This is a genomic window from Mycobacterium sp. (assembly GCF_032161845.1).
Lineage (GTDB): Bacteria > Actinomycetota > Actinomycetes > Mycobacteriales > Mycobacteriaceae > Mycobacterium.
This window is the reverse complement of record NZ_JAVRQA010000125.1, coordinates 1-5,966: the sequence shown is the minus strand read 5'-3', so window position 1 is coordinate 5,966 and position 5,966 is coordinate 1. Positions and strand designations below refer to the sequence as shown.

The window sequence follows — 5,966 nt, the reverse complement described above, 5'->3', positions numbered from 1 at the left end:
GACGACGACCAGTTCGTCGAGGCCCTCGGCGAACGTCGTCACCGCGTCGGGGCCGAGCGGGGTGGGCATTCCGATGCGCAACAGCCTGACGCCTGCGCGGTACAGCGCGAAGTCGTCGGCGCCGAGGTCGCTCAGGGCCTGGCGAACAGAGTCGAATGTGGTTCCCGTGGCGGCGATTCCGATCGTCGCGTCGGGTGGGTCGAGCTCGACGACGTCGAGTCCGTTGGCGGCGCCGTAGGCGCGCACCACTTCGGCGCGGGGCCCGTAGAGGTCGGCTTCGGCGATCAGACTGTCGGCGGGCGCGGCCATCGGACGCTGCCGATAGACGAATGGCCTTCCCTCCCATAGCACCTGGGGTATGACAATGTCGACGTCGGCCATGCTGCCGTCGACGGACCAGGCGCCGTCGGCCACGTCGGCCACGATCTTGAGCGCCACGACACATCCCGATGCTCGCGACAACGCCACACCGTGCATCGCCATCGTGACGATCTCGCGGGCGTTGCGCGGGAACAGTACCGGTATTCCGAGGGCGGCCAGCGACCGTTCACTGACGGCAGGCACGGTGGAGGACTTGGACGCCGGGTCGTCGCCGACGAGGAGCAGCACTCCGCCCCGCGGATTGGCGCCGTACATGTTCGCGTGCCGCAGAGCGTCGGTGGCCCGGTCGAGGCCGGGCCCCTTGCCGTACCAGACGCCGACGACGCCGTCGTGGGTCGGCGTGCCCATGGGCAGGTCGGCCTGACTGCCCCACACCGACGTCGCCGCCAGTTCCTCGTTGAGACCGGGAACGAAGGTGATGTCATGGGCTCGGAGAACGTCGGGCATGCCCGATAGCAGGCGGTCGACGCCGGCGAGTGGGCTGCCCTGGTAGCCGGAGACGAACGTCGCGACCCGTAGACCCGCCCGCGCGTCGCGCTCGTGTTGTTCGACGAAGGCCCGCGCCAGGGCCTGCACACCGGTGAGCACCACAGGACCGGACCCCGAGCGGTAGCGGTCACCCAATTCGTAGGGCTGACGGTCCGGACGGCGGACGTCGAGATCTGTCATGGGGACTCACCACCTCAGTGCGGTCATGGGCGAATTGCTCCCTCAAGGGAAGCACTAGCGTGCACAATGAGCAAGCCACGCACACTCTGTTGAGCATGTTGCCCATTTCCCGGCAAGTGTGACGTGCAATACTGGGCGACATGACGAAGCTGGACCGCACCGATGCCCGCATGCTTCTCGCGCTGTGCGAAGCACCGCGTGCCACCGGGGTGCAACTGGCCGCCGTGCTCGGGCTCGCGCGCAACACCGTTCAGGCCCGGTTGGCGCGGTGGGATCAGGAGAAGGTGCTGGCACCCATCGACCGTTGCGTGTCACCCCGCGACCTGGGTTATCCCCTGAAGGCATTCATCACCGCGGTGGTGGATCAGCACCGACTCGACGACGTCATCGTCGAACTGGAGACCATCGCGCAGATCACGCAAGTCACCGGGTTGTCAGGGGCGGCCGACCTGCTGATCGGCGTGGCGGCGACCGATGCCGACGATTTGTATCGCGTGGTCGGCCTGGTTCTCGCGGTGCCGGGAGTCGAGCGCACCACCATGTCGGTCGCGATGCACGAAGTCGTCGCCTACCGCACGCGTCCGCTGCTGGAGGAGCTCGCTAAACCTTGATCCCCGCTGCTGGTTGCCAATACGTGACCGAACAGACTCAACCCACACCCGCCGGTAATCGAACCGCCGACCCGGCGGATCCGACTCGCGAGGAGACACCATGCCAGACAGCCCGATCGATGTCGCGAAGATCTTCGTGGCTCATTGGAACGCCAATCGTGTCGAGGAAGCCCTGGCCATGCTCTCCGAGGACGTGCTGTACGACAACGTGCCCTACCCGGACATCAACGGCCGCGAGGCCGTTCGGAAGTTCCACCTCGACTTCGGCATGGGCACGACGTTCCGCGCGGATTGGAAGATCGTGAACATCGCTGCCGCCGGCAATGTCGTCCTCAACGAGCGGGTCGACGATTTCCACCATTCGAGCGGCGCCGTGATCTCCCTGCCGGTAATGGGCACCCTTACCGTCGTCGACGGAAGGATCACCGTCTGGCGGGACTATTTCGATTCTGCTGCGATGGAGCAGCAGCTCCGGCAGGTCGGGGTGTAGTCGCGACACCGGTGCCCCGCCGGTGGATCGAGGCTAAGTCGTAGCCAAGCCCTCGATCCGCTTGAGCGCCAATGCGCAGACGGCCAAATAGGCGGGCGCCCAGATCGGCACGCCAAACGACACGCGACATCCGCCTGGACTCGGCTCCACCGCATGCCGCGTCGCGGACACTCCGGCGACCTTCCACGCCCATGCGTGACCGTCGTCGAACTCGGTGATCTCGAAGGGCAGCGCTACGCCGATCGGTGTCCAGACCTTGCCCCGCGATCCGAGCCGCAGCGGTCCTGGCTCGACCAGTTCCGCACGTTGCACCGATGGTCCCCAGCGCCGCCACGCGTCGAGATCGGTCAGCACGCGCCACGCCGCCCCTGGCGGAGCGGCCATGGTGCGCGCGGCGGTCAGCATGCGAGGGATCAGACCGCGGCGGCGGGGCGTCGTTGGCGGTGCCGGTCAACCACCTCGGTGAGGAACCGCGAGATCTCCGCCGCGCTTCGCCGGGCATGTGAGGCGTCGACGAGATCGAACGCATGGCCCGCCCGCGGAATCTCCAACAGCTCAACCGGATTGCGCGACACCGCCGCGAGCGAGGCGTGGAATTGCCGGGCCTCGTCGACCGGGATGATGGTGTCCTGCTCGCCGTGGATGAGCAGGAACGGCGGTGCGTCTTCGTGGATGCGCGCCATCGGCGACGCGGCGGCAAAGATCTCGGGGTGACGGTTTTGACTGCGCCGCACCACGACCCGCTCGAGGAAACCCTGAAAGTTCCGCCGCGCCGGAGTCGAGCGATCCTGCCAGTCATAGCGGCCGTAGATGCCGACGACGGCGTCCACCGAGGTGTCCGCAGCATCGTCGAGGTCGCCCCGGAACGCGGCGTCTCCGGGGGTGAGCGCGGCCAGTGCGGCCAGGTGACCACCCGCCGAACAGCCTGCGATGGCCACGAATTCGCGGTTGCCGCCATATCGTTCGACGTTCGCGCGGGCCCATGCGATTGCTGCGTTGACGTCCTCGATGTGTCGCGGCCAGCGATGCACCGGTGACACCCGGTAGTCCATCGTCAAACACACCCAGCCCTGCTTGACCAGATGGGACAGCAGGGTGTGCCCCTGAAGCACCCGCGTGCCCTGCACCCACGCCCCTCCCGGCACGAAGAGAAGCACCGGCGCGTCGGGCGGTAGGTCCGGTCTGCGCCACACGTCGAGCAGCTGAGCCGGGTGATCGCCGTAGCGGATCGAGCTGTGAGACAAAAACTTTCGCTTCTGGGCGCGGGCACGCAGATAGGGCGGCACGCGACTCGGCGCGGGTCTGCCGGGATTTGCTACGGCCTCCGGTGCGACCGTGCTGCCGCCGAAGCGGCGACCCAGCGCCGCACGAATGGCGGCGGGCGCATAGTGACCGCCCCAGAGTGCCATCGCCGTCAGGCCTGCGAACGGTTCGAGGTGCCGGCCGACGACGGGCAGGGACGAATACAGTCTCGTCGACGCCAGCAGGACGTCGACGGGATTCAGCCGGATCATTCCACGGGTTCGAACAGCTGCCGCCGAGTTATCGCTGGGAGACAAGGCTCACGCCTTCCGCTTACAGGAGTCGGACGCCGACTTGGCTGCAGCGTTGACCGGGAACTTACCCGGCGCCCACTGCGTCGAAACACCGAACGGCTCCGTCGAGCGTCCGTCCGCCGCGATCCCACGGCGTGCGTAGTGTCGAAATGGTGAGCAACGATCGGACGAAGGTGCTGGTCGTCGGTGGCGGCTTCGGCGGGCTGTTTTGCGCGCGGAGCCTCGGAGGCGACGACGTCGACGTCACACTGCTGGACCGGACGGCCTGCCACGTCTTCCAACCCTTGCTTTACCAGTGCGCGACGGGGACGCTCAGCATCGGACAGATCAGCCGGTCGCTGCGCGAGGAACTGGCCAAGCACCGCAACGTCACGACCCTTCTCGGCGAGGCGATCGACCTCGATGCCGACGCCCGCCGTCTCACCGCGCGCCGCCCCGACGAGTCCACGTTCGATCTCGAGTACGACGTATTGGTGCTGGCGGCCGGGATGCGGCAGTCGTACTTCGGGCACGAAGAGTTCGCGAAGTGGGCCCCTGGCATGAAGACCCTCGACGACGCATTGAGCATCCGTCGGCGTCTGTTCGCCGCCTTCGAGATCGCCGAGACGTTGGCCCCCGGCCCGGAGCGTGACGGCTGGCTCACCTTCGCGATTGCCGGCGGCGGACCGACCGGGGTGGAACTGGCAGGCCAGATCCGGGAGATGGCCACCCGTGCGCTGGCCAACGAATTTCACAGCATCGAACCCGAAGAAGCCCGGGTGTTGCTCTTCGATGGCGGGGAGTGCGTGCTCGGCAGCTTCGCCCCCGCGTTGGCTGCCAAGGCCGCAAGGATTCTGGAGAAGTTGGGCGTCGAGTTGCACATGGGCGTGCACGTCACCGACGTGCGTCGCGAGGGCATCACCGTGACGCCAAAGGCCGGCGGCGCCAGCGAGGAACACGCGGCACGGACGGTGCTCTGGACCGCAGGCGTGGAGGCCGTGCCGTTCGCCCGGCGGGTCGCCGAGGTGCTTGGGGCCACGATGGATCACGCGGGACGCATCGCAGTCGACCCGGACCTGACCGTGCCAGGACACCGAGAAGTCTTCGTCATCGGCGATCTGGTCGGCCGCGACAAGCTTCCCGGCGTTGCGGAGAACGCCATGCAGGGCGGCCTGCACGTTGCGTCGTGCATCCGGCACGACCTGGCCGGTCAGGCGCGCAAGCACTACCGGTACCGCGACCTCGGTTCGGCTGCCTACATCAGTCGCGGACACGCCCTGTTGCAGGCAGGCCCCGTCAAGCTGGCAGGGTTCTTCGGTTGGCTCGGTTGGGGTTTCATCCACATCGCGTTTCTCACCGGCGTGCAGAACCGCATCAGCACCGTCGCCACCTGGCTGAGCACGATTGCCCGCGCGCGGCGCACCGACCGAACCTTCATGCTTGGCAGTCCAAGCTCCCACGAACAGCCGTACACCTGGTCCGCGTGCGGTCCCGTGCCATCCCCTCGAGAGATCAAATCGGCGCAAGGCGGCGGGCAGGGTTGACGGCGGCTTGATTCGGGTATCTCCTCCGTGCAGGCGGAGGTCAGGCCGCCAACGACGGAAGGTGTCGCCGATGAGCGTGGTCGAACGAGGTACGGCACGCTGCCCGCGCTGCATGGTCCACGCTGATTACAGCTTCCAGGAGGAAGACGGCGGATTCCTGCGCTACGAGGTGTCGTGCAAACCCTGCGGCTACGTCTATGTCGAGGACTCCTCAACGCCGTCAGTGGACACTTCCGCTGCGTAGCCCGTCGATGGAGTCGCGATGGCCGACATCACCATGCTGATCCTCGCCGACCACGAGTGGTTTCGCGAGCAGTTTGCAAGGCTGGACTACCTGCAAGCTCGTCCGACGGCGAAAGGTGATGCGCTCGCAAAGGTCTGGCGGGCACTCGCCGACAAGCTGGACGTGCACGCCTACATCGAAGAAGCGATCTTCTATCCGCAGCTGTTGAAGCGCGGCGCCGACGACCCCGAGGGCGAGACCCTCGACGCGATCGGCGACCACAATGACATTCGCGATGGCGTGCGAGACGCCGACGCCGCCGAGATCGGCACCGACGAGTGGTGGTCGGCGGTTGGCCGGACGCGCAAGGCCAACGACGACCACATGGGCGAAGAGGAACGCGAAGGTCTTTCCGACTTTCGACGTCATGCGCCCATCGGTCTTCGCGAGGCGCTCGGCCGTCAGTACGGGGAGTTCATGTCCCAACACCCCACCACCCGAGGCCTCGAGATA

General features: G+C 67.0%; 7 protein-coding genes and 1 pseudogene. 5 read left to right on the top strand and 3 right to left on the bottom strand.

What is annotated here, in order from left to right; all coding sequences use genetic code 11:
- Window positions 1-1,050: pseudogene (locus tag QOD90_RS07600) on the bottom strand (indolepyruvate ferredoxin oxidoreductase family protein); the annotation flags it as partial.
- A 140-nt stretch (window positions 1,051-1,190) separates the two neighbouring features.
- Here QOD90_RS07600 and QOD90_RS07595 point away from each other — a divergent pair.
- Together QOD90_RS07595 and QOD90_RS07590 are read left to right on the top strand one after the other, a co-directional pair.
- On the top strand, window positions 1,191-1,661 hold the full coding sequence (locus tag QOD90_RS07595) for an Lrp/AsnC family transcriptional regulator (RefSeq protein ID WP_526348253.1): 471 nt from the start codon (window positions 1,191-1,193) through the stop codon (window positions 1,659-1,661).
- Window positions 1,662-1,761: 100 nt separating this feature from the next.
- Window positions 1,762-2,151, top strand: a complete 390-nt coding sequence (locus QOD90_RS07590) for a limonene-1,2-epoxide hydrolase family protein (protein WP_526348251.1) — start codon at window positions 1,762-1,764, stop codon at window positions 2,149-2,151.
- Between the two features lie 33 nt (window positions 2,152-2,184).
- Here the strand turns inward: QOD90_RS07590 and QOD90_RS07585 are convergent, their stop codons facing one another.
- Window positions 2,185-2,556: an SRPBCC family protein gene (locus QOD90_RS07585; RefSeq protein WP_526348249.1), complete on the bottom strand. Its 372-nt coding sequence runs from the start codon at window positions 2,554-2,556 to the stop codon at window positions 2,185-2,187.
- Between the two features lie 8 nt (window positions 2,557-2,564).
- Window positions 2,565-3,665 (bottom strand): alpha/beta hydrolase, encoded by a 1,101-nt coding sequence (locus QOD90_RS07580; RefSeq protein WP_526348247.1) that lies wholly within the window; start codon window positions 3,663-3,665, stop codon window positions 2,565-2,567.
- Window positions 3,666-3,856: 191 nt separating this feature from the next.
- Between QOD90_RS07580 and QOD90_RS07575 the strand changes: the two genes are divergently transcribed.
- From QOD90_RS07575 to QOD90_RS07565, 3 genes are all read left to right on the top strand, one after another.
- Entirely contained in the window at window positions 3,857-5,230 is a 1,374-nt protein-coding gene (locus QOD90_RS07575; RefSeq protein ID WP_526348245.1) for an NAD(P)/FAD-dependent oxidoreductase, read from the top strand.
- Between the two features lie 70 nt (window positions 5,231-5,300).
- A complete protein-coding gene (locus QOD90_RS07570) occupies window positions 5,301-5,474 on the top strand; it encodes a hypothetical protein (RefSeq protein ID WP_526348243.1) in 174 nt (57 codons plus the stop codon).
- Window positions 5,475-5,492: 18 nt separating this feature from the next.
- Window positions 5,493-5,966, top strand: a 474-nt coding sequence (locus QOD90_RS07565; protein WP_526348241.1) for a hemerythrin domain-containing protein, incomplete at its 3' end; no start/stop codon positions are given.